This window comes from Mycobacterium sp. 1081908.1 (genome assembly GCF_001673535.1).
GTDB lineage: Bacteria > Actinomycetota > Actinomycetes > Mycobacteriales > Mycobacteriaceae > Mycobacterium.
In genome coordinates this window covers 1-26,896 of record NZ_LZLY01000071.1, presented here as the reverse complement: position 1 = coordinate 26,896, position 26,896 = coordinate 1, and the positions used below count along the sequence as shown (strand labels likewise).

The window sequence follows — 26,896 nt, the reverse complement described above, 5'->3', positions numbered from 1 at the left end:
GGCCGGCGGCGTCCATCCCGCGCAGTTCCTTTTTGAGGTCGGCGATTTCGTCGCGGAACCGGGCCGCCAGCTCGAACTGCAGATCGCGGGCGGCGGCCATCATCTGGGCGGTGAGGTCCTTGATCAGGTCGGCCAGCTCGGCGCGCGGCATGTTCGACGTGTCGCGGCCCTCGAAGACCCCGGCGCTGACCGCGCGACCCGGCTCGCCCTGGGCGCGCCGGCCGCGGGACATGCTGCGCCCGGAGCCGATTTCGACGGTCTCGCTGTCGTCGGCCTCGGCGTAGACCCGGTCGAGGATGTCGGCGATCTTCTTGCGCAGCGGCTGCGGGTCGATGCCGTTGGCCTCGTTGTAGGCGGTCTGCTTGGCGCGCCGGCGTTCGGTCTCGTCGATGGCTTCCTTCATCGAGTCGGTCATGGTGTCGGCGTAGAGGTGCACCTCGCCGGACACGTTGCGGGCCGCGCGGCCGATGGTCTGGATCAGGCTGCGCGTCGAGCGCAGGAACCCTTCCTTGTCGGCGTCGAGGATCGCCACCAGCGACACCTCGGGCAGGTCGAGGCCCTCGCGCAGCAGGTTGATGCCGACCAGCACGTCGTAGTCGCCGAGGCGCAGCTGGCGTAGCAGCTCCACCCGGCGCAGCGTGTCGACCTCGGAGTGCAGGTAGCGCACCCGGATGCCCATCTCCAGCAGGTAGTCGGTGAGGTCCTCGGCCATCTTCTTGGTCAGCGTCGTGACCAGCACCCGCTCGTCGGCCGCGGCGCGCTTGCGGATCTCCCCGATCAGGTCGTCGATCTGGCCCTTGGTCGGCTTGACCAGCACCTTGGGATCCACCAGCCCGGTCGGACGGATGACCTGCTCGACGAACTCGCCGCCGGTCTGGCTCAGCTCGTAGGGCCCGGGGGTGGCCGACAGATACACCGTCTGCCCGATCCGGTCGGCGAACTCCTCCCAGGTCAGCGGCCGGTTGTCGCACGCCGACGGCAGCCGGAACCCGTACTCAACCAGGTTGCGCTTGCGCGACATGTCGCCCTCGTACATCCCGCCGATCTGCGGCACGGTGACGTGCGACTCGTCGATGACGAGCAGGAAGTCCTCGGGGAAGTAGTCGAGCAGCGTCGCCGGCGGCGAGCCCGGTCCCCGGCCGTCGATGTGCCGGGAGTAGTTCTCGATGCCCGAGCAGAACCCGACCTGGCGCATCATCTCGATGTCGTAGGCGGTGCGCATCCGCAGCCGCTGGGCCTCCAGCAGCTTGCCCTGGCTCTCGAACTCGGCGAGCCGCTCGGCGAGCTCCTCCTCGATGGTGGAGATCGCGTGCGCCATCCGCTCCGGGCCGGCCACGTAGTGGGTGGCGGGGAAGATCCGCAGCGAGTCGACCTGGCGAACCACCTCGCCGGTCAGCGGGTGCAGGTAGTACAGCGCCTCGATCTCGTCGCCGAAGAACTCGATGCGGACCGCCAGCTCCTCGTAGGACGGGATGATCTCCACGGTGTCGCCCCGGACGCGGAACGAGCCGCGGGTGAAGGACAGGTCGTTGCGGGTGTACTGGACGTCGACCAGCAGCCGCAGCAGCCCGTCGCGGGGCACCTCGGTCCCGACCTGCAGCTCGACCGAGCGGTCCAGGTAGGACTGCGGCGTGCCCAGGCCGTAGATGCACGACACCGACGCCACCACCACCACGTCGCGCCGCGACAGCAGCGACGACGTCGCGGAGTGCCGCAACCGCTCCACGTCGTCGTTGATGGAGCTGTCCTTCTCGATGTAGGTGTCGGTCTGCGCGATGTACGCCTCCGGCTGGTAGTAGTCGTAGTACGACACGAAGTACTCGACGGCGTTGTGCGGCAACATCTCTCGCAGCTCGTTCGCCAGCTGGGCGGCCAGCGTCTTGTTGGGCGCCATCACCAGCGTGGGGCGCTGCAGCCGTTCGATGAGCCAGGCGGTGGTCGCCGACTTTCCGGTGCCGGTGGCGCCGAGCAGGACCACGTCGCGCTCCCCCGCGCGGATCCGGCGCTCCAGCTCGTCGATGGCCGCGGGCTGGTCGCCGGCCGGTGCGTGCGGGCTGACCACCTCGAAGTGGCCGCCGGCGCGCAGCAGCCCTTCCACGTCCTCGGCGGCGGGGCGGTATTCCGAGTGCGCGACGACCGGGTGTTCAGTGGCAAAGGCCATGGCACCAGGGTAGAGCGGTGCACCGACAAGTGCCCCGGTGCTTGTCTGGCCTCCGGGCATCACCACCGGATCCGCGAATCTGATAGCGCATGCGATATCGCTTTCGCGAGTCGCCTACCCCCCGCCGGGGCCGGCCACAGCTAGGCCCCCGGGCGGGTCCACGTGCGGGTGACCGGATCGCACTGCAGCAGGTAGCCGTCACTCGAGGTGGACATCGCGAACACCGACGTGTTCGGCCGGTTGCACGAGCTGCCGGTGGCGTGCACCCCCATCGTGATGGGCGCCTTGGCCCACGTGTTGCCCTCGCAGACGACCTGCTCGCTGTTGGTCGGGTCGTACGCGAGCTTGTCGACGTCGCTGCACGCCCCGCCCAGGACCGGCGCCCCCGGGTGAGACGGCGTGGTGGAGGCGCTGATGACCTGGGCCGGATCGGCCACGGGCACCGACGGCGGGGCGTCGCCGACGCGGGTGGCCACCACCGGCACCCGCACCACCGCCCCCTGCGCGCCGCACTCATTGGACAGCGCCGTCTGCGTCACCGTGCCGCGCAGCGTTCCGTCGGCCTGCGGCGCCAACGACCCGGCGACGCTTTCCTGCTGGGTGGCCGTGACCTGTCCGTCCGGCTGCGTGCAGCCCGACCGTTCCTGCTGGAACCCGCCCTGCCAATAGCCGCCGATGAAGCGCAGCGAGTAGGTGTGGCCGCCATCAACCGTGCTGGCCACCTGGTGGTTGGTGTCGTCGAGCTGGGTTCCGGTCGCCGCGCACCCGTTGGCGGTGCACACCGAGTGGAACGCCCACCAGCTGGCGGCCGGGCCGTCGTGACGGATCGGGATGCCGTTGGTGGTCTGCTTGCTGCGGTCATAGGTCAACTTGTAGGTCCCGTTGAGGACCGGCCCGCCGGGTCTCGCCGCCGGCGCCGCGCTGGCCGCGGGGACGGACGGTTTCGACGCCAACGCCGGGACATTCGCCGGCGGGCTCTCCGGCTGAAACGAGTACAGCGCCGACCAGGTCGCCGCGATGGCGATCAGCACCGCGCAGATCAACGCGGTCGCCCACCGGGCCCGGGACGAGAACCGGTGATACAGCCGCCGCGCCGGCAAGGCGGCACCGGCCTGGTCGTCATCCCCCTCGTCGGAGACCAGCTCGCTGACCGCGGCGGCGAACGCGCGGCACCGCTCGAACCGGTCCTCGGGGCGCTTGGCCAGGGCCCTGAAGAACACGTCGTCGAGGTACGCCAAGTCGGGGCGGTAGTCACTGAGCCGCGGCGGATCCTCGTGCAGGTGCTGGCTGATCACCGCGACCGGGTTGGAGTGCTGGAAGGGCGGCGCGCCGGTGAGCAGATGAAATGCCGTGGCCGCCAACGCGTATTGGTCCGCGCGGCCGTCGATGTTGGAACCCGTCAGCTGTTCGGGGGCGGCGTAGGCCACCGTCCCCACCGCGACGTTGGTCTCGGTGATGCCGCTGATGTTGGCGAGGTGGCGCGCAACGCCGAAGTCCGCCAACAGGATTCGGCGTTCCCCGTCGTCGGGATGGGTGAGCAGGATGTTGGCGGGCTTGACGTCGCGGTGCAGCAGGCCGCGATCGTGTGCGTAATCCAGCGCGCCGGCGACCGCCTGCAGGATCGCGCACACCTCGTCGACGGGCATCCCGTCCGGGTAGCGCTCCTTGACCAGCCGGGCGGCGTCGGTGCCCTCGACGTAGTCCATGGAAATCCAGAGCTGACCGTCGAATTCGCCGCGGTCGTGGACGCCGACGATGTGCGGGTGCCAGAGCGTCGCGGCCAGATCGGCCTCCCGGTTGAACCGCTCGCGGAACTCCGGATCGGCGGTGACCGCCTCGGCGAGCACCTTGATCACGTCGCGACGCGGCAGCCGGGGATGCAGCGCCAGGTAGACCTCGGCCATGCCGCCGGCGCCGAGCTGCCGCAGGATCGTGTAGCCGGCGAACGCCGCGCCGCTGCTCAGCGCGAGGCGCGACCCGCTGACCTCGGGGCTAACCTCCGGGGCGGGCGGCTCGGCGTTCGGGGTCGAGGCGACGGGCGGAATGCGGCGAAAAAGGTGCGCGACGGTCGCCGAGGGGCCCGAATGCAAGCCCGCGCGCAGGGCCTCACGGGCCAGCCGCGGGTTGCTCAGCAGCCGTCGCCCGGCGTCGATGCGCCGGGTCGTGCCCTTATGTTCGTCCGTCAATCGTCGCCCCCCGGTTTCTTCGCCTGCACTCCCCTCACGCCACGAATGATGCCGGATCTGGGTGGGCGTTTGGTCTCAGGAAGCTATGAGCAGGCTATGAGTGACCGAACCGAAATAAAGCCAAATCACAGGCGAGTCCCATGGAGCCCACTCAAACCGCGGGCCGATACTTGAGTGGTGAATCGACCCGCCCCGCCTGTCCTGACAATCCGGCACGACGGGTCCCAACGCTCGTTCGCGGCCGGTCACGAAGTCGTCGTCGGGCGTGACGCGAACGCGGACTTGCGGATTCCGGATCCGCGGATCTCCCGCGCGCACCTCATCGTGCGGTTCGATCAGGGCCGCTGGCTGGCGATCGACAACGGCTCGCTGAACGGAACCTATGTCAACGGCTACCGGATGCCGGTCATCGACATCCACGACGGCCAGAGCATCAACGTCGGCAACCCGCAGGGACCGCGGCTGACGTTCGCGGTCGGACCGCAGCAGGGCCACGCCAGCGGGCCGCCCCCGATCAGGCCGGCGCGCGACTCGGGGCCGCCCACCGTGGCGTGGTCCGCGCTGCCGGAGCGGACCAATCCCACCGCGCCGCCCGCCCGGCGGCGCGGCCAGACCGGAAGCCAGCCCCGGCAGCCCGCGCCGCCGCGCCCGCTGCCGCCCCGGCAGCCGCCGAGGCCACCGCGTCCCCCGCAGCCGCGGCAGGCGCCGCCGCCCAGGCCACCCGACAGGACGCCACCCGACCAGGTGACGACCGTCAACGCCGAGCCGGCGCTCCGCCCGGACGCGCCACCGCCCGCCGAATCCACCGTGATCGACGCCAGGACGGCCGACGTCTCCAACCTGGCCACGAGGTTTGTGAAGTTGCTGTCGCCGCGCCTGTCGGCGGCCGCGGGCACGGCAGGCGCCAAGACGATCGGGCGCGCGGCCGAGAGCGACATCGTCGTCTACGACGTGCTCGCCTCGCGTCATCACGCCACGCTGGTACAGACCCCGCTCGGGACCGAGATCCGCGACAACAGCATCAACGGCACGTTCGTCAACGGCACCCGGATCGGGTCGGCGATCCTGTCCGACGGCGACGTCGTCACCATCGGCAACGTCGACCTGGCGTTCCGGGACGGCACCCTGGTCGAGGGCGGCGCTGCCGCGGCGCGCACCGGCGGCCTCGAGGTGCGCAACGTCAAATACGTCGTCGACAACGGCAAGCAACTGCTCGACGACATCTCGCTGACCGCCCGCCCGGGGACGCTCACGGCCGTGATCGGGGGCTCGGGCGCCGGCAAGAGCACGCTGGCCCGGCTGATCGCCGGCTACACCAGCCCCAGCTCGGGCTCGGTGACCTTCGAGGGCCACGACATCCATTCCGAATACGCGTCGCTGCGCAGCCGGATCGGCATGGTCCCCCAGGACGACGTGGTGCACCGCCAGCTGACGGTCAACCAGGCGCTGGGCTACGCCGCCGAACTGCGGCTGCCGCCCGACACCAGCAAGGCCGACCGCGCCAAGGTGGCGACCCAGGTGCTCGAGGAGCTGGACCTGACCAAGCACGCCGACACCCGCGTCGACAAGCTCTCGGGCGGTCAGCGCAAGCGGGCCTCGGTGGCGCTGGAGCTCCTGACCGGGCCGTCGCTGCTGATCCTCGACGAGCCGACGTCGGGCCTCGACCCGGCGCTGGACCACCAGGTGATGACGATGCTGCGCCAGCTGGCCGACGCCGGACGCGTGGTGATCGTGGTGACGCACATGCTGTCCTACCTCGACATCTGCGACCAGCTGCTGTTGGTGGCCCCGGGCGGCAAGACGGCCTACTTCGGCCCGCCCGACCAGATCGGCGAGGCGATGGGCACCACCAACTGGGCCAAGATCTTCACCAAGGTGGGCGCCGACCCCGAGGAGGCCAACAGGCGGTTCCTGGCCCAGGCCGAGGCCCAGAAGCGGCGGCCCAGAGCGGCTGAGACGGCCGAGCCGGCCGACCTGGGCGAGCCGGTGCATACGAGCGTGCGGCGCCAGATTTCGACGGTCGCGCGCCGGCAGGTCCGGCTGGTGGTCGCCGACCGCGCCTATTTCGTCTTCCTGGCGCTGTTGCCGTTCATCCTGGGCTCCCTGTCGCTGACCGTGCCGGGCAACCACGGATTCCACGTGCCGGCCCCGAACGCCGGGACACCGGACGAGGCCGCGCAGATCCTGGCCCTGCTGCTGCCGGCCGCCGCGTTCATGGGCACCGCGCTGACGATCCGCGACCTGGTCGGCGAGCGCGCCATCTTCCAGCGCGAGCAGGCGGTCGGGTTGTCGACGACGGCCTACCTGCTCGCGAAGACGGCGGTGTTCTGCGGGTTCGCGATTCTGCAGTCGGCGATCGTCACCGCGATCGTGGTGATCGGCAAGAGCGCTCCGACCCGTGGCGCCGTTCTGCTCGGCCACTCCAGCGCCGGGGCCACCCTCGAATTGTTCCTGACCGTGGCGGGGACCTGCGTGGCCTCGGCCATCCTCGGGCTGGCGATCTCGTCGCTGGTCCGCTCCAGCGAGCAGATCATGCCGCTGTTCGTGGTGACGGTGATGGCGCAGCTGGTGCTGTGCGGCGGGATGGTCCCGGTGACCGGCCGGCTCGGCCTCGACCAGCTGTCCTTCGCGATGCCGGCGCGCTGGGGTTACGCCGCGGCCGCGTCGACGGTCGACCTACGGCATCTGGTGCCCGATTCGCTGCTCTCCCAGGACCGGTTCTGGGAGCACACCTCGAGGGCCTGGCTGATCGACATGGGCATGCTGGCCGCGCTGGCGGTGTTCTACGGCGGCTTCGTGCGGTGGAAAATCCGGTTGCGCCGATAGGCCGCGGCGATCCTAGATCTGCTCCGCACCGCCGTCGACGAACAACTCGCTGCCGGTCATGAAGCTGCTTTCGTGCGACGCGAGGAATAGCACTGCCGCGGCGACCTCCTCGGGCCTGCCCAGGCGGCCCATCGGGACCTTGGACGCCTCGCCTTCGCGCAGCTCCTGCTCTCGTCCGGCCGGCGCCAGTCCCAGCAGCCCTGGGGTCTCGACCGGTCCGGGAACGATGGTGTTGACCCGAATCCCGCGGCCTACGAGTTCGGCCGCCCAGGTCCGCCCGAACGAGCGGATCGCCGCCTTGGTCGCCGCGTACACGCTGAACGCCGGGGTGCCGTTGTACGCGGCGGTCGAGCCGGTCAGCACGATCGACGAGCCGTGGTTGAGCAGCGGCAGCATGGCTTGCACGGTGAACAGCGTGCCGCCCACGTTGGTCATGAACGTGGAGGTGAAGTGTTCGACCGAAATGTCGCCCAGTGCCGCGAATTCTCCGCCGCCCGCGTTGGCGAAGAGCACGTCGAGGCCGTCCCCGCGGGATACGATGGCGTCGGCGATCGCCGCCACGTCGCCGAGGTTGGCCACGTCGGCGCGGATGCCCGTCGCCCGGTCACCGATCGAGGCCACCGCGGCGTCGATGGTGTCCCGATTACGACCGGTCAGGAAGACGTGGGCGCCCGCGTCGGCCAGCCGCTGCGCGGTCGCCAACCCGATGCCGGAATTCCCGCCGGTGACGAGAGCTGTCTTTCCGCTGAGGTCGCTCACTGTGATCCTCCCGGTGGCCCGCTTGCCCATACTCACTTCGACTTGGTGATGATGCCTGCCAACGACCCCGGCAACTAGGGTGGGACCATCCACCCGCCGAAGCACGAGACGTTCGACCTGGTCGCCCGCACCAACACCGATCCGAAGGGCATCGTGCGGGCCGTCGACGAGTACGTCGTGCAGCCGTGGGGGCTCTACGTCGCCCGCCCCACGCCGGGCCGCGCGCAGTTCCACTACCTCGAATCGTGGCTGCTGCCGTCGTTGGGCCTGCGCGCCACCGTCTTTCACTTCAATCCCGGCCACGAACGCGACCAGGACTTCTACCTCGACGTGGGCGAATACACACCGGGCCCGAAGGTGTGGCGCTCGGAGGACCACTACCTGGACATCGTGGTCCGCACCGGCGCCGGGGCGGAGCTGGCCGACGTCGACGAGCTGCTGGACGCGGTGCGGCACGGCCTGCTGACCCCGGAGGTCGCCGAACGGGCCGTGCGGCGTGCCGTGGTCGCCATCGACGGCCTGGCCCGCAACGACTACGACCTTTCCCGGTGGATGGCCGCCCACGGCATGGAGCTGACCTGGCGTGAGGCATAGCCCGTTTCCTCACGTGACCCACGGGTATCACTTCGTGATGCGTTTGATCGAGAACCGACGCAAACGCCGGCCCAGCCGGGACCCGCGTTTCGTCATCTGGCCGGGGCCCGACGGCGACCACTACGAGCTTGGCCTCGAGATCGACGGCGTGCTGGTCTGCTGGGCGATACCCAACGACAGCCGGATCGCCCGCCGCACCGCCGACCTGACCCTCGAAGCCGCCGAGGGCGGCGTCGACGGCGACCGCGGCACCTACGTCAACGCGACGCCCTACGACATGGCCGATTGCCTTGACCGCGGCCATCTTTCGTTCTTCCTGTGCGGCGACTGGCTGCGCGGCTGGTACACGCTGACCCGGATCCGGGACGGCGAACAGGAAACGTGGCTGCTGATCAGGCGCAAAGACGACGAGGACGCCGACACGCTGCGTCAGCCGGCGCTGACCGGCCACTCACTGGACGACGTGTCATGACCGACTTCGCCGCCCTGCCCGAAGCGGTGCGCGCGGCGCTGCACGACGAGCCGGTGCCCGACTGGCGGGCACCCACGCTGGCCACCCTGACCGACCGGCGATTTTCCAATCCGCACTGGATCTTCGAGCGCAAATTCGACGGGATGCGCTGTATCGGCTTCCGCGACGGCGACCGGGTGCGCCTGCTGTCGCGAAATCGGCAGCCGCTCAACGGAACCTATCCCGAGCTGGTCGCCGCGCTCGGCGCGCAGCGGACCACGCGGTTCGTCGTGGACGGCGAGGTGGTGGCGTTCGTGGGCCGTCGCACCAGCTTCGCGCGGCTGCAGGGCCGGCTGGGCATCACCGACCCCGAGGTGGCCCGCGCGTCCCCGGTCCGCGTCTTCTACTACGTCTTCGACCTGCTGCACCTCGACGGCGAGTCAACCACCGATGTGCCGCAGCTGTGGCGGAAGAAGCTGCTGCGCAAGGCCATTGAGTTCGGTGACCCGCTGCGGTTCGCGGTGCACCGCGTCGAGGACGGGATCGCGGCATACGAGGCGGCGTGCCGGCGCGGTGACGAGGGTGTGATCGCCAAGCGGGCCGACGCCACGTACGAAAGCGGCCGGTCGAAGAACTGGCTGAAGTTCAAATGCGTTCGCGACCAGGAATTCGTCGTCGGCGGCTATACCAGCCCCAAGGGCAGCCGCATCGAGTTGGGCGCGCTGCTGCTCGGCTACCACGACGGCCGCGACCTGGTGTACGCCGGCAAGGTGGGAACCGGGTTCGACGAACCCACCCTGCGCAGCCTGCACGAGCGGTTGTCCCCCATCGAGCAGGACGAGCCGCCGTTCACCCGCGGCCTGGTGCGCGAGAACGGCGCCCACTGGGTGCGCCCGGAGCTGGTCGCCCAGATCGGGTTCACCGAGTGGACCCGCGACGGCAAGCTGCGCCACCCGCGTTACCAGGGCTTGCGCACCGACAAGGACGCGGGCGACGTCGTGCGGGAGACGCGCTGATGCCGCGCGTCGAGGTCGAGGTCAGCCACCCGGACCGGGTGATGTTCCCCAAGGACGGGATCACCAAGGGCGAGCTGGTCGGCTACTACGGCGAGGTGGCCGACGTGATGCTGCCGCACCTGCGGGATCGGGCGCTCACTGTGCAGCGGTTTCCGCGCGGCATCGGCGAACAGGGTTGGGTGCAACAGGATTTCGCCGATTCGCTGCCGGACTGGATGGGGCGCGTCGAGGTCGGCAAGGAGGGCGGCACCGTGGTGCATCCCGTGGCGGAGCGCCGCGAGGCGCTGCGCTGGCTGGCCAACCAGAACTGCGTCACGCTGCACGTGTGGCAGTCGCGGCGGGACCGGCTGCACAAGCCCGACCGGCTGGTGTTCGACCTCGACCCCTCCGCTGACGACTTCGCCGTGGTGCGGGCGACGGCCCACGCGTTCGCCGGGGTGCTGGACGACCTCGGGCTGGCGCGATACGTGCAGACCACCGGGTCGCGCGGGCTGCACGTCGTGGTGCCGCTGCGGCCCGACACCGATTTCGACACCGCCCGCCAATTCGCCCGCGAGGTCGCCGAGGTGGTGGCGGCCGACGACGACGCCCACCGCACCGTGGAAGCCCGCAAGGACAAGCGCGGCGACCGGGTGTATCTGGACATCATGCGAAATGCCTACGCGCAGACCGCGGTTGCGCCGTATTCGGTGCGGGCCCGGGCGGGCGCGCCGGTGGCCACCCCGCTGGAGTGGGACGAGCTGGACACCCGGGGCCTGCGGGCGGACCGATTCACCATCCGTGATGTCCCCAAACGGCTTGCCGGGCAGGGCGATCCGTGGGCCGGTATGCACCGGCACGCCCGCTCGCTGACGGGCCCCGCGCAGCGGGTGGCAAGGCTTCGTGCCTGAGCTGCCCGACGTGGAGGGCTTTCGGCGCGAGCTGGCCGATGTGCTGCCCGGCCGACGGATCCGGGGCGTGCACGTCCGCGATCCGGGCGTCCTGCGCAACACCACGGCCGCCACGCTGGGCCGCCGGCTCGACGGCCGCCGCTTCGATTGCCCACGCCGGCACGGCAAATGGCTGATGCTGCCGACCGACGGCCCGACGCTGCTGGTGCACAGCGGGATGACCGGGCACCCGCACTACGCCGCCGACGGCGCCGAGCGCGAGCCGTACGAGCGGCTGGTGATCGCGCTGGATCGCGGCGAACTGCGCTACGCCGACCTGCGCAAACTGCGCGGAGTGTGGCTGGCCGACGACGACGAGGACGTCGCGCACGTCACCGGTCCGCAGGGTCCCGACGCCTTGGGCCTCGGCCTGCCCGCGTTCCGCGACGCGCTGCGCGGCCGGTCCGGGCGGCTGAAGCCGACGCTGATGGACCAGTCGGTGATCGCCGGCCTGGGAAACCTGCTCACCGACGAGATCTGCTGGCGGGCCCGGATCGCGCCGTCCCGCCCGGTTCCGGAACTGGGGCCCGGCGAGTTCAAGGGCCTGCACGCCGCGATGACGCGGGTGCTGCGCACGGCGGTGCCGCACGGCCGGGTGCCCGGCCTGCCGCGCTGGCTCACCCGGGTGCGCGACGATCCCGACCCGTCGTGCCCGCGCTGCGGCACCCGGCTCGCGCGCGCCCGGATGGCCGGGCGGACCTCGTTGTGGTGCCCGCGCTGCCAGCCCGGGTAATCTCGGCTGTTATGAGCCCCAGCAACCACAGGTGGATGGCGATCACCGCCTTGACCGTCGTCGCGGCCGGGTCCCAGCTAAGCCCGGCGATCGCGCAGGCGGAACTGCACAACATCACCTACCGCGCCCGGATCGACGCGCTGACGACCGGCAGCCAGGCCGCCTTCGTGATCAACGGCGGCCAGACGAACACGACCAACCTGCCGTCGATGCCGGGCAACGTGTTCGAGGCCAACACCGTGTTGCCCGATCCCGCGCAGGCCGGCCTGCGGATCGTGCTTCATTTCCCGTATGCGGCGAACGTGCACTGCGAGATCGACGTCGACGACAACGTCTTCACCCAGGCGGACCAGATGGTCAGGCCGGCACCCGGAAATCCCGGCCCCAACAACGGTGTGCTGCAATGCGGGGCGCCGCTGCCCGGCTAGGGCTGCCATCCGGTCGCGTCCGCCCACTCCCACGCCCGCCGGTACGCGTCGGCAAACCACGGCTCCTTGGCGGCGACGTAGGCCGAGATGTCACCGCCCGCCGCCTGTTCGGCCTTGAGCTTGACGGCCAGGTAGTCGGCGCGCGCGCCGACGTCGGCCCGCAGCCAGGCGACGAAAAGCAGCGCGAACTGCTGGTTGGGCCAGCCGTCCACCCGGAGGTGCACGTTGGTCGGCCGGCCCGGGTCGGCGGAGGCGTGAATACGCTTGTGCCACAAGGCCGTGTCGTCGGTGTGGGCTACGTCCTCGGTAATGGCCTCGATGCGCGGGTAGCCGGCCGACAATAACGGCTCGGCGAGTTCGTCGGCGACGGCCAGCGATTCGACGGTGATCTGGATGTCGATGACGTCCTTGGCGTCCAAGGCGGGCAGCGCGGTGGAGCCGATGTGGTCGATGCGAAGCGCCCGGTGGCCGCACGCGGTCTGCAGCCGGCCCACGATGCGCCGCGCCTGATCCGGCCAACTCGGGTCGGCCGGCACGAGACGCGCGGGCGCGTGCGCGATCTGGCATGCGCTCAGGTTGTGGGAGAAGGGCAGGATCCGGTCGTTCCACACGTCGCGCGCCCGCTGCGCCAGCTCCTCCGGGCTGCCCGAGTTGTCCAGCCAGACGTCTGCGACGGCGCGGCGCTGCTCGTCGTCGGCCTGCGCGGCGATCCGGGCGCGGGCGTCTTCCTCGGACATGCCGCGCAGGTCGACCAGCCGTCGCACCCGCACCTCGACGTCGGCGTGCACCACCACGACGAGCGGGAACAGCGGCGCCATCCCGGACTCCACCAGCAGCGGAATGTCTTCGACGACAACCGAATCCCCGGGCACCGAGGCGATGATCTCGGCGCGGCGCTTGCCGACCAGCGGGTGCACGATCCCGTTCAGCTTCTGGCGCGACTCGTCGTCACGAAAAGCCTTGGCGGCCAGCGCGGGACGATCCAGCGACCCGTCGGGCAGCAGCATGTCGTCGCCGAACGCCTCGACGAGCGACTTCAGGCCCTCGGTGCCCGGCTCGACCACCTCGCGCGCGATGACGTCCCCGTCGACGATGACGGCACCGCACTGCGCGAAGGTGGACGAGACCGCAGACTTGCCGGCGCCGATGCCACCGGTCAACCCGATGCGCAGCATTCCAGAACGCCGTTAGGCGTTGCCGGCGAGCTTTTCCCGCAGGGCCGCCAGCTGGGCGTCGCTGGCCAGCGATCCGCCCGCCGCCTTCTCCGACGACGCGCCGTTGCCCGGCGCCGAGTCGCCCGCGGCGTGGGCGGCCGACTCCGCGGCGGCGAACTTCTCCATCTGCGCGGTGTGCATCTTGTGCCGGCGCTCGGCCTCGGCGTAGCGGGCCTCCCACTCGTTGCGCTGGGCGTCGAATCCCTCGAGCCATTCGTTGGTCTCGGAGTCGAAGCCCTCGGGGAAGATGTAGTTGCCCTGCTCGTCGTAGCTGTCGGCCATGCCGTACTTCGCGGGGTCGAATTCCTCGGTGTAGTCCTCGTTGGCCTGCTTGAGCGACAACGAGATTCGGCGGCGCTCCAGGTCGATGTCGATGACCTTGACCATCGCGTCGTCGCCGACGGCGACCACCTGGTCGGGCACCTCGACGTGGCGCTCGGCCAGCTCGGAGATGTGCACCAGGCCCTCGATGCCCTCCTCGACTCGGACGAACGCGCCGAACGGAACCAGCTTGGTGACCTTGCCGGGCACGATCTGGCCGATGGCGTGCGTGCGGGCGAAGTGGCGCCACGGGTCTTCCTGGGTCGCCTTGAGCGACAACGAAACCCGCTCGCGGTCCATGTCGACGTCGAGCACCTCGACGGTGACCTCGTCGCCCACCTGCACCACCTCCGACGGGTGGTCGATGTGCTTCCAGGACAGCTCGGACACGTGCACCAGGCCGTCCACACCGCCGAGGTCGACGAACGCGCCGAAGTTGACGATGGACGAGACCACACCCTTGCGGATGCTGCCCTTCTGCAGCTGGTTGAGGAACTCGCTGCGCACCTCGGACTGGGTCTGCTCCAGCCAGGCGCGGCGGGACAGCACCACGTTGTTGCGGTTCTTGTCCAGCTCGATGATCTTGGCCTCGATCTCCTTGCCGATGTACGGCTGCAGGTCGCGGACGCGCCGCATCTCGACGAGCGAGGCGGGCAGGAAGCCGCGCAACCCGATGTCGAGGATCAGACCACCCTTGACGACCTCGATGACGGTGCCCTTGACGGCCTCGTCCTTCTCCTTGAGCGCCTCGATGGTGCCCCAGGCGCGCTCGTACTGCGCGCGCTTCTTGGACAGGATCAGCCGGCCCTCTTTGTCCTCCTTGGTGAGAACCAGGGCCTCGACCTCATCGCCGACGGAAACGACCTCGTTGGGGTCGACGTCGTGCTTGATGGAGAGCTCGCGGGCGGGGATGACCCCTTCGGTCTTGTAGCCGATGTCGAGGAGCACCTCGTCCCGGTCAACTTTGACGATGGTGCCTTCGACGATGTCGCCATCGTTGAAGTACTTGATCGTTTTGTCTATTGCGGCGAGAAAATCCTCGCTCGAGCCAATGTCGTTGACGGCTACTTGCGGCGAGGTGACGGTGGGACTCGGCATGTTGTTGGGTTGCTCCGGACAGGTTGGGTCGTAGGGACAATTCAGGATTTACCTGTCGAGGCTACTCGACAGGGCACTAGCTGGACAAACTCGGGCTCAAAGCCAGGACGGCCGAAATGACGCAAATGTAACGCCAGGGCGAATTTTCGGCCGAATTTTCGCCCTCACGTCACGCCGGCCAGCGCTTAGTGCGCGGCGGCGTCCCAACTGCGGCCGTAGCCGACCGAGACCTCGAGTGGGACGTCGAGCGGGTAGGCGGCGCCCATTTTCTCGCGCGCCAGCGCCTCGACCCGCTCCCGCTCACCCGGCGCGATTTCGAACAACAGTTCGTCGTGCACCTGCAGCAGCATCCGCGACGCCAGCCCGGCCTCCTTGATCGCCTTGTCCACCTCGATCATCGCCACCTTGATGATGTCGGCCGCGCTGCCCTGGATGGGCGCGTTGAGCGCGGCCCGCTCGGCGGCCTCGCGCACGTTGCGGTTGCTGCTGTCCAGCTCGGGCAGGTAGCGGCGGCGGCCGAGCACGGTGGAGGTGTAGCCGTCCTTGCGGGCCTGCTCGACGACGTCGTGCAAGTAGTCGCGGATACCGCCGAATCGGGCGAAGTACTGGTCCATCTGCTCCTTCGCCTCCTCGGTGGAGATCTTCAGCTGCGCGGACAGCCCGTAGGCGCTCAAGCCGTAGGCCAGCCCGTACGACATCGCCTTGACCCGGCGGCGCAGCTCGGCGGTGACCTCCTCGATCGGCACCCCGAACGCCCGCGACGCGACGAACGAGTGCAGGTCCTCCCCGGTGTTGAACGCCTCGATCAGGCCTTCGTCCCGCGACAGGTGGGCCATGATGCGCATCTCGATCTGGCTGTAGTCCGCCGTCATCAGCTCTTCGTAACCCTTGCCGACGACGAAGCCGTCCCGGATCTGGCGGCCGGCGTCGGTGCGGATCGGGATGTTCTGCAGGTTGGGTTCGGTCGACGACAGCCTGCCGGTGGCCGCGATGGTCTGGTTGAAGGTGGTGTGGATGCGCCCGTCGGCGGCCACCGAGTTCAGCAGCCCGTCGACCGTGACCTTCAGCCGGGTGACGTCGCGGTGGGCCAGCAGGTGCTGCAGGAACGGATGCCCGGTCTTGTCGAACAGCGACTGCAGGGCGTCGGCGTCGGTGGTGTAGCCGGTCTTGGTGCGCTTGGTCTTCGGCATGCCGAGCTCGTCGAACAGCACCACCTGCAACTGCTTGGGCGAGCCCAGGTTGATCTGCTTGCCGATCACGCCGTAGGCGGCCTCGGCCGCGTCGCGGATCTGGTCGGCGAACTGGCTTTGCAGATCGCCGAGGAGCTGCAGATCGACGGCGATGCCGGCGCTTTCCATGTCGGCCAGCACGTGCTGGACCGGCAGCTCCATCTCGCCCAGCAGCGCGGTGGAGTCGATGCGGTCCAGCTCGGCGTCCAGCGCGTCGGCCAGGTCGACCACGGCCCGGGCCCGCAGGATCAGGGTCGCGACGGCCTGCTCGTCCACCCCGTCCATGTCGTCGAGCAACGAAAGCTGTTGCTGCTCAGGCGTTTCCGCGCGCAGCTCGCGACGCAGGTAGCGCAGCGAGAGGTCGTCGAGGGTGAAGCTGCGCTGCCCCGGGCGCACCACGTAGGCCGCCAGCGCGGTGTCGGAGCTGACGCCGTTCAGCGTCCAGCCGCGGCCCGCCAGGTCGTGGATGGCGAGCTTGGCCTCGTGCAGCGCTTTGGGTTTCGCCGGGTCGGCCAGCCAGGCCGCCAGCGCGGCGTCGTCGTCGGGGGTCAGCGTGGCGGTGTCGATGTAGGCACCGTCGCCGTCGGCGGCGGCGATGCCCAGCCCGGTGGCGTCCCCGCCGTGCGGCAGGTGGGTGCCCGCGACGGCCAGCCCGGCCCGGCGCCCGTCGCCGGCGTGCGCGACCAGCCACTGCCCGACGGCGCCGGGCTCGAGCGCGCCGCCGCGCACGTCGAAGCCCTCGTCGACCTCGGGCTCGACGGCGACCAGGGTCTCGAACAGCCGGTCGCGCAACACCCGGAACTCCAGGTCGTCGAAGAGCCGGTGGATCTGGTCGCGGTCCCACGGCTGCAGCCGCAGCGTGTCCGGGGTCTGGGCCAGCGGCACGTCTTTGACGAGGTCGGTGAGCTCGCGGTTGCGGATGACGCCGGCGAGGTTGGCGCGCAGCGCGTCGCCCACCTTGCCGCGGACGGAGTCGACGTTGTCCACCAGCGCCTGCAGCGAGCCGTATTCGGCGATCCACTTCGAGGCGGTCTTCTCCCCCACCCCGGGGATGCCGGGCAGGTTGTCGCTGGGATCGCCGCGCAGGGCCGCGAAGTCGGGGTACTGCTTGGGCGTCAGCCCGTACTTCTCGACGACGGCCTCGGGGGTGAAGCGCGTCAGTTCGCTGACGCCCTTGCGCGGGTACAGCACCGTGACGTCCTCGCTGACCAGCTGCAGCGAGTCGCGGTCACCGGAGACCACCAGCACGCGGTAGCCCTCGTTCTCGGCCTGGGTGGCCAGCGTCGCGATGAGGTCGTCGGCCTCGAACCCCTGCTCCGAGAGCACCGTGATGCCCAGCGCGTTGAGCACTTCCTTGGTGATGTCGATCTGGCCGTGGAACTCGTCGGGCGTCGACGACCGGTTGGCCTTGTACTCCGGGTACCGCTCGGAACGGAAGGTCTGCCGCGACACGTCGAACGCCGCTGCGATGTGCGTCGGCGCCTCGTCGCGCAGCAGGTTGATCAGCATGGCGGTGAAGCCGTACACCGCGTTGGTGGTCAGCCCGCCGCGGGTCTTGAAGTTCTCGGCGGGAAGCGCATAGAACGCCCGGAACGCCAGCGAATTGCCGTCCAGCAACATCAGAGTCGGCTTGGTCTGTTCCTCGGTCTTCTGAGCGGTCGCGACGGGCACGGCATTCACTCTAGGCACCTCTCACGACATCAGGTCAGCCGCCGCTCGGCCCCCACGTCGTACTCGGAAACCGACGCACGCACTATCGAACCTTGTTGTTCGTCGCTGGGTCCGCTGCCTCGGAACGCATCGACGTCGGCGCGCGATTCCCATCGTTCGAAGATGTCGATGCGACTCGGATCGAGCAGGTCGGCGCTGATCGCGAAGTCGAGGCAGCCCGGCGTTCGGCGGGCTTGCTGCACCACGGCCTTGCACTGCACCAGATATCCGTCTCGCTGCGACGGCTCCACGACAAGGTAGCCCGCGACGATCACCATGGGACGCTCCTTCGCTTGGTACCCGCCCATTCCCGATATGACCGCCGACGCCGCCCGAAGTCATCGGCGACCGTCGCAAACTGCAACACGTTTCAGTTTTGTATCCGGGCTGGGTAGTCTGACGAAGTGCCAGAGGTCACCAGCCAACAACCCGCGATCGACGGATGGTTCGCCACCGATGACGCCGGCAGCGCCCATCTGATCGGCAGCAAGTGCCCCGAGTGCGGCACCTATGTCTTCCCGCCGCGGGAGAACAACTGCCCCAACCCGGCGTGCGCCAGCGACACGCTGGAGCCCGTCGCGCTGTCGACGCGCGGGACGCTGTGGAGCTACACCGAGAACCGGTATCCGCCGCCCGCGCCCTACCCGGCACCGGATCCCTTCGAGCCGTTCGCGATCGCCGCGGTGGAGCTGGCCGAGGAGGGGCTGATCGTGCTGGGCAAGGTGGTCGAGGGCACGCTGGCCGACGATTTGAAGGTCGGCATGGAGATGGAGCTGACCACCATGCCGCTGTACACCGACGACGACGGCGTCGAGCGGCTCGTCTACGCGTGGAAGGTGGCGTCATGAGCACTCCCGAACCGCTCTACATCCTCGGCGCCGGCATGCACCCCTGGGGGAAGTGGGGCCGCGACTTCACCGAATACGGGGTGGTGGCCGCGCGCGCGGCGCTGGCGGAGGCCGGGCTCGACTGGCGGCAGATCCAGATGGTCGCGGGGGCCGACACCATCCGCAACGGCTACCCGGGCTTCATCGCAGGGTCGACGTTCGCGCAGAAGCTCGGCTGGAACGGGGTGCCGGTCAGCTCCAGCTACGCGGCGTGCGCCAGCGGTTCGCAGGCGCTGCAGAGCGCGCGGGCCCAGATCCTCGCCGGCTTCTGCGACGTCGCACTGGTGATCGGCGCCGACACCACACCCAAGGGCGCGTTCGCCCCCGTCGGCGGGGAACGCAAGAACGACCCCGACTGGCAGCGGTTCCACCTCATCGGGGCGATGAACCCGGTGTACTTCGCGCTGCTGGCGCGCCGGCGGATGGACCTCTACGGGGCCACGCCCGAGGACTTCGCTCAGGTCAAGGTGAAGAATTCCCGGCACGGCCTGCAGAACCCGAATGCGCGCTACCGCAAGGAATCCTCGGTCGACGACGTGTTCGCCAGCCCGGTGGTGGCCGACCCGCTGCGCCAGCTCGACATCTGCGCGACCTCCGACGGCGCCGCCGCGCTGATCGTCGCCAGCGGCGACTTCGCCCGCAAGCACCTGGGCTCGCTCGACGGAGTGCCGTCGGTGCGCGCGGTCAGCACGGTGACGCCGCGCTACCCCCAGCACCTGCCCGAATTGCCCGACATCGCAACGGATTCCACCGCCGTCGTAGCCGCGCCGGAGCGGGTGTTCAAGGACCAGATCCTCGACGCCGCCTACGCCGAGGCCGGCATCGGGCCCGAGGACGTCAGCCTGGCCGAGGTCTACGACCTGTCCACGGCGCTGGAGCTCGACTGGTACGAGCACCTGGGCTTGTGCGCCAAGGGCGAGGCCGAGGCGCTGCTGCGCAGCGGGGCCACCACGATCGGCGGCCGGGTCCCGGTCAACCCGTCGGGCGGGCTGGCCTGCTTCGGCGAGGCCATCCCCGCGCAGGCCATCGCGCAGGTCTGCGAGCTGACCTGGCAGCTCCGCGGGCAGGCCACCGGCCGGCAGGTGGAGGGCGCGACGGTCGGCGTCACCGCCAATCAGGGCCTGTTCGGCCACGGCTCGTCGGTGATCGTGGCGCGCTAGCGCGACGCGCTTCCGCGAACGTGCGCAGTTGTATGCGCGCGACGGCGTGTCGCCGTACAGACACGCACGCTCGCGGGGCTATTCGGCCTCTTTGGGCGTGTCGAGGGTTTCCAGGACTACCTCGGCCACCCGCTTCATGGTGGTCCGACGGTCCATGGCCGCGCGCTGGATCCACTTGAACGCCTCGGGCTCGGTCATGCCCTGCTTGGTCTGCAGCAGGCCCTTGGCGCGCTCGACGAGCTTGCGGGTCTCCAGCCGGTCGGACAGCGTCGCCACTTCGCGTTCCAGCTCGGTGATCTCGCTGAACCGGCTCAGCGCCAATTCGATGGCCGGGATCAGGTCGCTGATCGTGAACGGCTTCACCAGGTAGGCCATCGCCCCGGCGTCGCGGGCGCGCTCCACCAGGTCGCGCTGGCTGAACGCGGTCAGCACCACGATCGGCGCGATGCGCTTGCTGGCTATCTCCGAGGCGGCGTCGATGCCGTCGCGGCGCGGCATCTTCACGTCCATGATCACCAGGTCCGGCTTATGGCGCTCGGCCAGTTCGACGGCCTCCTGGCCGTCGCCGGCCTCGCCGACGATCTCGTATCCCTCCTCCCGGAGCATCTCGGCGAGATCCAGGCGGATGAGCGCTTCGTCTTCCGCGATCAGGACCCGGCGCGGCACAGCGGCGTCGGTGTCGGTCGTGGGGCCGGTCATGACGGACATTGTGTCCTGCACGCCCGGGACCAGCGAACTCGGGGGCGGTGAGAATCGATCGGCGCACCGATCCTCTATGGTGGGAGGCTGCCCGCCCTCGTATCCCAACTGGCAGAGGAAACGGACTCAAAACCCGTCCAGTGTGGGTTCGAATCCCACCGAGGGCACACCTGTTAAATGCTCTACACCATCGGACACGGCGCGAAAACCGCCGACGAACTGACCGCCGCGCTGCGCCGGCACGGCATCACGCTGCTGGTCGACGTCCGCAGTTTCCCCGGCTCGCGTCGCAATCCCGACGTGTCGAAGGATGCGATGCCGGGCTGGCTGAACGCCGCGGGAATCGCGTACCGCCACGAACCGGACCTCGGTGGACGACGCAAGGCTCCCGACACCCGGCTACTGCGCGACCAGTGGTGGGAGAACCCCGCGTTCGCCAACTACGCCGCGCATACCCGCACACCGGAGTTCCGGGCGGCATACGAGCGGCTGCTGCACGACGCCGGGGCCGGCGACGTGGCCATTATGTGCGGCGAGCCGACCTGGTGGCGATGCCACCGGCGGATGATCGCCGACCTGGCCACCCACGACGGGGACCGGGTGCTGCACATCATGCCCAACGGCTCGCTGACCGAACACCCGCCGTCGGACTGGCTCACCCACGATCTTGACCAGGCACCCGACAATTGACGAGGTCAACGGTTAGGCTTTGAACGTGGTGGCGAAGAAATGCGGAGCCCCACCCCGGTCAGAAGGCTCGTCGAACCGCCCGGACTGCGTCGCCGTGGTGCGGGCGCAGACCCGCGACCGCAACCAGCACTACGCCGCCAGCGCCGCGCGCCGGGGCCGGATCCTCACCATCACCTCGTGGCTGGCCGTGATGGTCAGCGTCAGCTTCGTGCTGGTGCAAATCCTCACCGATTCCTGGACTTGGCAGGTCAGCTCGATCAACATCGTCGGCGCCATGGTCTTCGCGATGGTGCCCTGGCTGCAGCGCTTCGGGGAACTGGTTGCGCCGCTTACCTTTTTGAGCGCGGCCTACGTCTCCGTCTTCGCCAGCTGCCTGGACGTAGGCACCGGTTCGGGCTCGCAGTTCTTCTTTCTGGTCGGCGCCTGCATCGTCGTGCTGTTGCTAGGGATCGAGCACATCGTGTTGGCCTCCGCGCTGGCGGCGGTGGTCGCCGGCCTGATCATCGCGGTGGAGTTCCTGGTCCCGCGCAACACCGGGCTGCAGCCGGCCTGGGCCACGTCGACGGGCTTTGTCGTCACAGCCGTGTCCAGCGTCGTGATGGTGGTCGTGATCCTGTGGTTCGCCCTGCGCGAGACCGCGCGCGCCGAGGCGGTGATGGAGGCCCAGTACGAGCGCTCGGAGACGCTGCTGGAAAACATGTTGCCCGCCAGCATCGCCGAGCGCCTCAAGGAGCCCGACCGCAACGTCATCGCCGACAAGTACGACGACGCCTCGGTCCTGTTCGCCGACATCGTCGGGTTCACCGAGCGCGCCAGCAGCACCCCGCCCGCCGACCTGGTGCGCTTCCTCGACCGTCTGTACGGCGCGTTCGACGCCCTCGTCGACAAGCACGGCCTGGAGAAAATCAAAGTCAGCGGCGACTCGTACATGGTGGTCAGCGGCGTTCCGCGCCCGCGGCCCGACCATTCCCGCGCGCTGGCGGATTTCGCGCTCGACATGGCCAATGTCGCAGCGGGACTGAGGGATCCGCACAGTCAGCCGATCCCGCTGCGGGTCGGCATGGCCTGCGGGCCGGTGGTCGCGGGTGTCGTCGGGTCGCGCCGGTTCTTCTACGACGTGTGGGGCGATGCGGTCAACGTCGCCTCCCGGATGGAATCCACCGACTCGGTCGGCCGGATCCAGGTGCCCGACGCGATGTACGAGCGCCTCAAAGACGACTTCGTGCTGCAGGAGCGCGGCAGCATCGAGATCAAGGGCAAGGGCCCCATGCGGACCTGGTATCTGATTGGGCGCAAGGCAACCGAGGAGCCCACCGACCTGCCCGCCGACGAACCGCGCACCGCGCGCGTCTGAGCCGAAAGTCCCTATCGGCCGCTCCGCGGTTTGTGCCAGACTTCGGCCATGCAAACCACGCCTGGAACGGCCCCTGTCCCAAGCTTGTTGCCGCACTTGTGGAAATCCGCGCTGGTGTCCGGAATTCTGTCGATCGTCGTCGGCGCGGTGATCCTGGCCTGGCCGGGCATCTCCATCCTGGCCGCCGCCGTCGCGTTCGGCATCTATCTGTTGATTACCGGTGCCGCGCAGGTGGTCTTCGCGTTCAGCCTGCACGTTTCGGCGGGCAGCCGGATCCTGTTGTTCATCAGCGGCGCGGCGTCACTCATCCTGGCCGTCTTGGCATTTCGTCACTTCGGGCAGGGCTACGCGGTCCTGTTGCTGGCCATCTGGATTGGCATCGGGTTCATCTTCCGCGGGGTCGCCACGACGGTCTCGGCCATCAGCGATCCCCTGCTGCCGGGGCGGGCCTGGTCGATTTTCATCGGCGTGATCAGCCTGCTCGCCGGGATCGTCGTCCTGGCGTCGCCGTTCGCCTCGATCGTCACCCTGACGATCGTGGTCGGCGTCTGGTTCGCGGTAATCGGCGTTTTCGAGATCGTCTCGTCGTTCGGCATCCGCAAGGCGTCCAGGGAATTGGGGCGTGGCGCCGGCGCCCAGTAACTACTACACTGCGTCGTAGATGGCCGCAGTTGGGAGATGACAGATGAGTGTCGTCGATATTTCGCGGTGGCAGTTCGGCATCACCACCGTCTACCACTTCATCTTCGTGCCGCTCACCATCGGCCTGGCCCCGCTGCTGGCCGTCATGCAGACGGTGTGGGTGGCCACCGGCAACACCGCCTGGTATCGGCTGACCAAGTTCTTCGGCAAGCTGTTTTTGATCAACTTCGCCATCGGTGTCGCGACGGGCATCGTCCAGGAATTCCAGTTCGGGATGAACTGGAGCGAGTACTCCCGGTTCGTCGGCGACATCTTCGGCGCGCCGCTGGCGATGGAGGGCCTGGCCGCCTTCTTCTTCGAGTCCACCTTCATCGGCCTGTGGATCTTCGGCTGGAGCCGGCTTCCGCGGCTGATACACCTGGCCTGCATCTGGATCGTGGCGATCAGCGTCAACGTGTCGGCGTTCTTCATCATCGCGGCCAACTCGTTCATGCAGCACCCGGTCGGGGCCCACTACAACCCGGTGAGCCACCGCGCCGAGCTGAACAGCATCGCCGCGCTGCTTTCCAATAACACTGCGCTCGCGGCGTTTTCACACACGGTGGCCGGCGCCTTGCTGACCGCCGCGACCTTCGTCGCCGCCGTCAGCGCGTGGTGGATGGTCCGCTCCGGCAAGCCCGCATCCGACCCGTCCGCCACAGCCGCCGCCGAGTCCGACGCCCGCACCATGTTTCGCCCGGCCGCCATCCTGGGGTGCTGGGTCGCGCTGGCCGCCACCGTCGGCCTGTTCTTCACCGGCGACCATCAGGGCAAGCTGATGTTCGTGCAGCAACCGATGAAGATGGCGTCGGCGGAATCGTTGTGCGACACCCAAACCGACCCCGACTTCTCCATCCTGACGGTCGGGCGGCAGAACAACTGCGACAGCCTCTACCGGGTCATCGAGGTGCCCTACGTGCTGCCGTTCCTCGCCGAAGGGCGAACCGGCGACGTGACGCTGCAGGGTGTGCGCAACCTGCAGCAGGACTATCAACTGCGATTCGGGCCAAACGACTACCGGCCCAACCTTTTTGTCACGTACTGGTCGTTCCGCGCGATGATCGGGTTCCTCGCCATCCCGGTGCTGTTCGCGCTGGCGACGCTGTGGTTCACCCGGGGCGGCCGGATGCCCGACAAGCGCTGGTTCTCCTGGGCGGCGTTGCTCACCATTCCCACACCGTTTCTGGCCAACATCTCCGGGTGGGTGTTCACCGAGATGGGCCGCCAGCCGTGGATCGTCGTGCCGAACCCGACCGGCGATCAACAGGTTCGGCTCACCGTCGGGCAGGGCGTGTCCGACCACGCGGCCGGCATGGTCGTCACCTCCCTGGTGACCTTCACCCTCGTTTACGCGGTGCTGGCGGTCATCTGGTTCTTCTTGCTCCGGCGCTACGTCGCCGCGGGGCCACAGGAACACGACGCCGAACCGGCACCGCCCCCCGCGCCCAGCGACGACGAGGTGGCGCCACTTTCGTTCGCGTATTAAGGAGCTGACCGGTGGCATTGCAACAGTTGTGGTTCGGCATCATCGGATTGCTGTTCCTCGGTTTCTTCATCCTCGAGGGGTTCGACTTCGGCGTGGGCATGCTGATGGAGCCGTTCGCCCGCTTCGGCGTCGGCGAACCGGAGCTGCATCGGCGCACCGCGCTCAACACCATCGGGCCGGTGTGGGACGGCAACGAGGTCTGGCTGATCACCGGTGGCGCGGCGATGTTCGCCGCGTTCCCGGGCTGGTATGCCACCGTGTTCTCCACGCTGTATCTGCCGCTGCTGGCGATCCTGTTCGGCATGATCGTGCGCGCCGTGGCGATCGAATGGCGCGGCAAGATCGACGACACGAAATGGCGCGGCTGGGCCGATTTCGGCATTGCCGCCGGATCGTGGCTGCCCGCCATCCTGTGGGGTGTCGCATTCGCCATCCTGGTCCGCGGGCTGCCAGTGGATTCCGACGGCCACGTCCACCCGTCGATCACCGACGTGCTCAACGCCTACACCCTGCTGGGCGGCCTGGCCACCGCCGCGCTGTTCCTGCTCTACGGCGCGGTGTTCGTCGGCCTGAAGACCTCGGGCACGATCCGCGACGATGCGCACCGGTTCGCGGTGTGGCTGTCGCTGCCGGCGACCGGATTAGTTGCGGCCTTTGGACTTTGGACGCAGCTGGGGCAGGGCAAGGGCTGGACCTGGCTGGTGCTGGGGGTTGCGGTCGTCGCGCAGTTGGCGGCGGTGCTGTTGGTGTGGCGGCGCGCGTCGGAGGGCTGGGCTTTTGCCTGCCTCGCCATGGTGGTCGCGGCCGTGGTGGTCCTGTTGTTCGGCTCGTTGTATCCGAACCTGGTGCCCTCGACGCTGAACGGCCAGTGGAGCGTGACGATCTACAACGCCTCATCCACCCCCTACACCCTGAAGATCATGACCTGGGTGACGGCGATCATGGCCCCGCTGACGGTGGTGTACCAGGCGTGGACGTATTGGGTGTTCCGGCAGCGGATCTCGTCCGAGCGGATACCGCCGCCCATCGGCCTGGCGAGGCGTGCGTCCTGAGCGCAAAGGCATCACGAGCGCCGCTGGACCCGCGGCTGTGGCGGGCCTCGCGCGCGTTGCGGCGCTATCTGGTCGCCGCGGTGGGCTGCGGGGTGGTGATCTCCGGCTGTGCGATCGGCTCGGCGATCGTCCTGGCGAACGTCGTGGCCCGCGTCGTCGGCGATCCCACGGCGCGGGGCTTGCGCGCGTGGGTTGGTCCCCTGTCGATCCTGTTGGCGCTGTGGGTGATTCGCACGGTCACGCACTGGATTCAGGCCCGCCTGGGGCAGCGCGGCGCCGGCGCGGTCATCGCCGACCTCAACGGCCAGGTGCTGGCCGCCGTGACCGCCCGGCCGCCGAACGAACTCGCCGCGCAGCGCGACGCCGCCGCCGTCGTGGTGACGCGCGGCCTCGACGGGTTGCGACCCTACTTCGCCGGATACCTGCCCACCTTGCTGCTCGCCGCCATCCTGACCCCGGCCACCGTCGCCGTGATCGCGCTCTACGACCCGAAATCAATGGTGATCGTGCTGACCACGCTGCCGCTGATACCGGTCTTCATGGTGCTGATCGGGATGGCCACCGCCGCCCGGTCGGCGGCGGCGCTCGAGGCCATGACGACCCTGCAGGCCCGGCTGCTGGACCTGATCGCCGGCATCCCCACGCTGCGCGCGCTGGGCCGCGGCCGCGGTCCCGAACACCGGATCGCCGAACTGGCTGCCGCCCACCGGCGCTCGGCGATGGCGACGCTGCGGATCGCGTTCCTGTCCGCGCTGGTGCTCGAATTGCTGGCCACGCTCGGCGTCGCATTGATCGCGGTCGGCATCGGCCTTCGCCTGCTGTTCGGCGAGATGACCCTGACCACCGGCCTGACGGTGCTGCTGCTGGCCCCCGACGTCTACTGGCCACTGCGCCGCATCGGCGTGGAATTCCATGCCGCCCAAGAGGGTAGGACCGCCGCCGACAAGGCGTTCGCCCTCATCGGCGAGCCCGCCGCCCCGACGGCGCGACGCCGCTCCGTGAACGCGCGGGGCGAACCGATTCGCATCGAGAACCTCCGCGTGCTGGGCCGCGACGGCCACGCGCCCCGCGACCTCACCGCGGTGCTCGAACCCGGCCGGGTCACGGTGCTGACCGGGCACAACGGCGCCGGCAAGAGCACCACGCTGCAGGTGATCGCGGGGCTCACCGCGCCGTCCTCAGGCCGGATCACCGTGGCCGGGACCGACGTCGAAGACTTGGACCCCGCCGCG

The 26,896-nt window shown here is 69.2% G+C and carries 23 protein-coding genes and 1 tRNA gene; 16 read left to right on the top strand and 8 right to left on the bottom strand.

Annotated features, from left to right (window positions below):
• Together uvrB and A5655_RS10385 are read right to left on the bottom strand one after the other, a co-directional pair.
• On the bottom strand, nucleotides 1-2,161 hold a 2,161-nt coding region (gene uvrB / locus A5655_RS10390; RefSeq protein ID WP_067009215.1), incomplete at its 3' end, for an excinuclease ABC subunit UvrB.
• Nucleotides 2,162-2,301: 140 nt separating this feature from the next.
• Nucleotides 2,302-4,347 carry a serine/threonine-protein kinase gene (locus A5655_RS10385; RefSeq protein ID WP_067009212.1) on the bottom strand — a complete coding sequence of 682 codons (2,046 nt, stop codon included), beginning with the start codon at nucleotides 4,345-4,347 and terminating at the stop codon, nucleotides 2,302-2,304.
• A 174-nt stretch (nucleotides 4,348-4,521) separates the two neighbouring features.
• Here A5655_RS10385 and A5655_RS10380 point away from each other — a divergent pair, with 174 nt between their 5' ends.
• The gene (locus A5655_RS10380; RefSeq protein WP_082978588.1) at nucleotides 4,522-7,173 is read left to right on the top strand and encodes an FHA domain-containing protein; all 2,652 of its coding nucleotides are present in this window, start codon (nucleotides 4,522-4,524) and stop codon (nucleotides 7,171-7,173) included.
• A gap of 12 nt (nucleotides 7,174-7,185) precedes the next feature.
• On the opposite strand, the gene A5655_RS10375 is transcribed toward A5655_RS10380, so the two are convergent.
• On the bottom strand, nucleotides 7,186-7,932 hold the full coding sequence (locus A5655_RS10375) for an SDR family oxidoreductase (RefSeq protein ID WP_156764806.1): 747 nt from the start codon (nucleotides 7,930-7,932) through the stop codon (nucleotides 7,186-7,188).
• Nucleotides 7,933-8,085: 153 nt separating this feature from the next.
• Between A5655_RS10375 and A5655_RS10370 the strand changes: the two genes are divergently transcribed.
• From A5655_RS10370 to A5655_RS10345, 6 genes are read left to right on the top strand one after another with little or no spacing between them, the layout of a single operon-like run.
• A complete protein-coding gene (locus A5655_RS10370) occupies nucleotides 8,086-8,526 on the top strand; it encodes a DUF402 domain-containing protein (protein WP_067009206.1) in 441 nt (146 codons plus the stop codon).
• 37 nt (nucleotides 8,527-8,563) lie between these two features.
• Entirely contained in the window at nucleotides 8,564-8,998 is a 435-nt protein-coding gene (locus A5655_RS10365) for a hypothetical protein (protein WP_082978589.1), read from the top strand.
• Nucleotides 8,995-9,993 carry a non-homologous end-joining DNA ligase gene (gene ligD / locus A5655_RS10360; protein ID WP_067009200.1) on the top strand — a complete coding sequence of 333 codons (999 nt, stop codon included), beginning with the start codon at nucleotides 8,995-8,997 and terminating at the stop codon, nucleotides 9,991-9,993. The genes A5655_RS10365 and ligD (A5655_RS10360) overlap by 4 nt, the downstream gene beginning before the upstream one ends.
• Nucleotides 9,993-10,883, top strand: coding sequence for a non-homologous end-joining DNA ligase (ligD, locus tag A5655_RS10355; RefSeq protein WP_067009197.1), 891 nt, complete (start codon nucleotides 9,993-9,995; stop codon nucleotides 10,881-10,883). The genes ligD (A5655_RS10360) and ligD (A5655_RS10355) overlap by 1 nt, the downstream gene beginning before the upstream one ends.
• Nucleotides 10,876-11,655 (top strand): Fpg/Nei family DNA glycosylase, encoded by a 780-nt coding sequence (locus A5655_RS10350; RefSeq protein WP_067009194.1) that lies wholly within the window; start codon nucleotides 10,876-10,878, stop codon nucleotides 11,653-11,655. Before ligD (A5655_RS10355) ends, A5655_RS10350 begins: the two co-directional genes overlap by 8 nt.
• Nucleotides 11,656-11,666: 11 nt before the next feature.
• Complete coding sequence (locus A5655_RS10345; protein ID WP_067009191.1) at nucleotides 11,667-12,083, top strand: hypothetical protein; 417 nt, start codon at nucleotides 11,667-11,669, stop codon at nucleotides 12,081-12,083.
• Here the strand turns inward: A5655_RS10345 and coaE are convergent.
• The 4 genes from coaE to A5655_RS10325 form a co-directional block, all read right to left on the bottom strand.
• On the bottom strand, nucleotides 12,080-13,258 hold the full coding sequence (gene coaE / locus A5655_RS10340) for a dephospho-CoA kinase (protein ID WP_067009188.1): 1,179 nt from the start codon (nucleotides 13,256-13,258) through the stop codon (nucleotides 12,080-12,082). The genes A5655_RS10345 and coaE overlap by 4 nt on opposite strands.
• 12 nt (nucleotides 13,259-13,270) lie before the next feature.
• Complete coding sequence (gene rpsA, locus A5655_RS10335) at nucleotides 13,271-14,716, bottom strand: 30S ribosomal protein S1 (protein ID WP_067009184.1); 1,446 nt, start codon at nucleotides 14,714-14,716, stop codon at nucleotides 13,271-13,273.
• A 185-nt stretch (nucleotides 14,717-14,901) separates the two neighbouring features.
• Entirely contained in the window at nucleotides 14,902-17,565 is a 2,664-nt protein-coding gene (polA, locus tag A5655_RS10330; protein ID WP_067009224.1) for a DNA polymerase I, read from the bottom strand.
• Between the two features lie 80 nt (nucleotides 17,566-17,645).
• The gene (locus tag A5655_RS10325) at nucleotides 17,646-17,933 is read right to left on the bottom strand and encodes a putative quinol monooxygenase (protein WP_067009181.1); all 288 of its coding nucleotides are present in this window, start codon (nucleotides 17,931-17,933) and stop codon (nucleotides 17,646-17,648) included.
• Nucleotides 17,934-18,059: 126 nt separating this feature from the next.
• On the opposite strand from A5655_RS10325, the gene A5655_RS10320 reads away from it, so the two are divergent.
• The gene (locus A5655_RS10320; RefSeq protein WP_067009178.1) at nucleotides 18,060-18,503 is read left to right on the top strand and encodes a Zn-ribbon domain-containing OB-fold protein; all 444 of its coding nucleotides are present in this window, start codon (nucleotides 18,060-18,062) and stop codon (nucleotides 18,501-18,503) included.
• Nucleotides 18,500-19,702 carry a lipid-transfer protein gene (locus tag A5655_RS10315; protein WP_067009175.1) on the top strand — a complete coding sequence of 401 codons (1,203 nt, stop codon included), beginning with the start codon at nucleotides 18,500-18,502 and terminating at the stop codon, nucleotides 19,700-19,702. The genes A5655_RS10320 and A5655_RS10315 overlap by 4 nt, the downstream gene beginning before the upstream one ends.
• A gap of 78 nt (nucleotides 19,703-19,780) precedes the next feature.
• Here A5655_RS10315 and A5655_RS10310 read toward each other — a convergent pair whose 3' ends face one another.
• The gene (locus A5655_RS10310) at nucleotides 19,781-20,401 is read right to left on the bottom strand and encodes an ANTAR domain-containing response regulator (RefSeq protein ID WP_067009221.1); all 621 of its coding nucleotides are present in this window, start codon (nucleotides 20,399-20,401) and stop codon (nucleotides 19,781-19,783) included.
• 93 nt (nucleotides 20,402-20,494) lie between these two features.
• On the opposite strand from A5655_RS10310, the gene A5655_RS10305 reads away from it, so the two are divergent.
• The 7 genes from A5655_RS10305 to A5655_RS10275 all read left to right on the top strand — a co-directional run.
• Nucleotides 20,495-20,568, top strand: a tRNA-Leu gene (locus tag A5655_RS10305).
• A gap of 10 nt (nucleotides 20,569-20,578) precedes the next feature.
• Nucleotides 20,579-21,091, top strand: a complete 513-nt coding sequence (locus tag A5655_RS10300) for a DUF488 family protein (RefSeq protein WP_067009172.1) — start codon at nucleotides 20,579-20,581, stop codon at nucleotides 21,089-21,091.
• Nucleotides 21,092-21,116: 25 nt separating this feature from the next.
• Nucleotides 21,117-22,445, top strand: a complete 1,329-nt coding sequence (locus A5655_RS10295) for an adenylate/guanylate cyclase domain-containing protein (protein ID WP_067009218.1) — start codon at nucleotides 21,117-21,119, stop codon at nucleotides 22,443-22,445.
• 48 nt (nucleotides 22,446-22,493) lie between these two features.
• Nucleotides 22,494-23,087, top strand: coding sequence for an HdeD family acid-resistance protein (locus A5655_RS10290; RefSeq protein WP_369807204.1), 594 nt, complete (start codon nucleotides 22,494-22,496; stop codon nucleotides 23,085-23,087).
• A gap of 43 nt (nucleotides 23,088-23,130) precedes the next feature.
• Nucleotides 23,131-24,612 carry a cytochrome ubiquinol oxidase subunit I gene (locus A5655_RS10285; RefSeq protein ID WP_067009166.1) on the top strand — a complete coding sequence of 494 codons (1,482 nt, stop codon included), beginning with the start codon at nucleotides 23,131-23,133 and terminating at the stop codon, nucleotides 24,610-24,612.
• Nucleotides 24,613-24,623: 11 nt separating this feature from the next.
• A complete protein-coding gene (cydB, locus tag A5655_RS10280; protein ID WP_067009161.1) occupies nucleotides 24,624-25,664 on the top strand; it encodes a cytochrome d ubiquinol oxidase subunit II in 1,041 nt (346 codons plus the stop codon).
• 80 nt (nucleotides 25,665-25,744) lie between these two features.
• Nucleotides 25,745-26,896 (top strand): ABC transporter transmembrane domain-containing protein (locus tag A5655_RS10275; protein ID WP_197508657.1); only part of this gene is annotated, 1,152 nt, incomplete at its 3' end.

Bases quoted from the DNA above. Each gene is read 5' to 3' on its own strand.
- A5655_RS10365 (WP_082978589.1), top strand. From the start codon at position 8,564: ATGCGTTTGATCGAGAACCGACGCAAACGCCGGCCCAGCCGGGACCCG.
- ligD (WP_067009200.1), top strand. From the start codon at position 8,995: ATGACCGACTTCGCCGCCCTGCCCGAAGCGGTGCGCGCGGCGCTGCAC.
- ligD (WP_067009197.1), top strand. From the start codon at position 9,993: ATGCCGCGCGTCGAGGTCGAGGTCAGCCACCCGGACCGGGTGATGTTC.
- A5655_RS10345 (WP_067009191.1), top strand. From the start codon at position 11,667: ATGAGCCCCAGCAACCACAGGTGGATGGCGATCACCGCCTTGACCGTC.
- coaE (WP_067009188.1), bottom strand. From the start codon at position 13,258: ATGCTGCGCATCGGGTTGACCGGTGGCATCGGCGCCGGCAAGTCTGCG.
- rpsA (WP_067009184.1), bottom strand. From the start codon at position 14,716: ATGCCGAGTCCCACCGTCACCTCGCCGCAAGTAGCCGTCAACGACATT.
- polA (WP_067009224.1), bottom strand. From the start codon at position 17,565: ATGTTGCTGGACGGCAATTCGCTGGCGTTCCGGGCGTTCTATGCGCTT.
- A5655_RS10325 (WP_067009181.1), bottom strand. From the start codon at position 17,933: ATGGTGATCGTCGCGGGCTACCTTGTCGTGGAGCCGTCGCAGCGAGAC.
- A5655_RS10315 (WP_067009175.1), top strand. From the start codon at position 18,500: ATGAGCACTCCCGAACCGCTCTACATCCTCGGCGCCGGCATGCACCCC.
- A5655_RS10310 (WP_067009221.1), bottom strand. From the start codon at position 20,401: ATGACCGGCCCCACGACCGACACCGACGCCGCTGTGCCGCGCCGGGTC.
- A5655_RS10300 (WP_067009172.1), top strand. From the start codon at position 20,579: ATGCTCTACACCATCGGACACGGCGCGAAAACCGCCGACGAACTGACC.
- A5655_RS10290 (WP_369807204.1), top strand. From the start codon at position 22,494: ATGCAAACCACGCCTGGAACGGCCCCTGTCCCAAGCTTGTTGCCGCAC.
- A5655_RS10285 (WP_067009166.1), top strand. From the start codon at position 23,131: ATGAGTGTCGTCGATATTTCGCGGTGGCAGTTCGGCATCACCACCGTC.